The organism is Streptomyces sp. PU-14G, assembly GCF_041028275.1.
Classification (GTDB): Bacteria; Actinomycetota; Actinomycetes; order Streptomycetales; family Streptomycetaceae; genus Streptomyces.
Map to the genome: position 1 here is coordinate 1 of NZ_JASKYT010000674.1, position 1559 is coordinate 1559.

Consider the following 1559-nt stretch of genomic DNA (forward strand, 5'->3'; position numbering starts at 1 on the left):
CCACCACGCCGCGCCCGTTCCTACCGCGCCCACGCCACCCTGCCCTCGTCCCACACAGGATCCGGCGTCTCCCGCACCCGGCCGTCCGCACCAAAGATCAGGAAGCGGTCGAAGGAGCGGGCGAACCAGCGGTCGTGGGTGACCGCGAGCACCGTCCCCTCGAACGACTCCAGGCCCTCCTGGAGGGCCTCGGCGGACTCCAGGTCCAGGTTGTCCGTCGGCTCGTCCAAAAGCAGCGCCGTGGCGCCGGCCAGCTCCAGCAGCAGGATTTGGAAGCGGGCCTGCTGGCCGCCGGACAGGCGCTCGAAGGCGAGCTGGGCCTGCCGGGTCAGCTCGTAGCGGCGCAGCGCCGACATCGCGGCGCCGCGGTCGTGGGCGTGCTCCTTCCACAGGATGTCCAGGAGGGTGCGGCCCTCCAGCTCCGGGTGGGAGTGGGTCTGGGCGAAGTGGCCGGGGACGACACGGGCGCCCAGCTTCCACTTCCCCGTGTGGCCGACCTCCCCGCCCGCCAGCAGCCGCAGGAAGTGGGACTTTCCCGAGCCTCCCCCAGCTAACGCCGGGAGGTGCCCCCAGAGCCGAGCACGGCGACCCGCTCCCCGTAGAAGACCTCCAGGTCGAAGGGGCGCATCAGCCCCGTCAGCTCCAGGCCCGCACAGGTGATCGCCCGCACACCCGTCCTACCGCCGCGCAGCCGCATGCGGATGTCCTGCTCGCGCGGCGGCTCCAGCGGCGGCCCCGCCTCCTCGAACTTCTGCAACCGCGTGCGGGCCGCCTGCAACCTGGAGGCCATGTCCGAGTTGAAGGCGGCCTTCTGCTTGTACATGGTGACCAGCCGCTTGAGCTTGGCGTGCTCCTCGTCCCAGCGCCGCCGCAGCTCCTCGAACCGCGCGAACCGCTCCTTGCGCGCCGCGTGGAACGTCGCGAAGCCGCCGCCGTGCACCCACACGTCGCTGCCCGCCGCGCCCGGCTCGACCGCCACGACGCGATCGGCGGCGCGCGCCAGCAACTCCCGGTCGTGAGAGATGAACAGCACCGTCTTCTTCGTCTCGCGCAGCCGCCCCTCCAGCCAGCGCTTGCCGGGAACGTCGAGATAGTTGTCCGGCTCGTCCAGCAGCAGCACCTCGTCCGTGCCGCGCAGCAGCCACTCCAGCACCAGCCTCTTCTGCTCACCCCCCGAGAGGGTGCGCACCTGGCGCCACTGCGCCTTCTCGTACGGCACACCCAGCGCGGCGACGGTGCACATGTCCCACAGCGTCTCGGCCTCGTAGCCGCGCACCTCGGCCCAGTCGGCGAGGGCCTGCGCGTAGCGCAGCTGCGCGGCCTCGTCGTCGACGGTCATCACGGCGTACTCCGCGTCGTCCACGGCCTTGGCCGCCGTACGGATGCGCGGATGGGCCACCGAGACGAGGAGGTCGCGCACACTCGACTCGTCCCGCACGCTCCCCACGAACTGCGGCATCACGCCGAGCCCGCCGCTGACGGTGACCGTCCCCGCGTCCGGCTTCACCTCGCCCGCGATCAGCCGCAACAGGGTTGTCTCGCCCGCCCCTCCCCCAGCT

1 pseudogene is annotated in these 1559 nt (G+C 72.0%); it reads right to left on the bottom strand.

Going from position 1 to position 1559, the window contains the following annotated elements:
• Positions 1–20 precede the first annotated feature (20 nt).
• Positions 21–1559: pseudogene (locus AB8Z75_RS34590) on the bottom strand (ATP-binding cassette domain-containing protein); the annotation flags it as partial.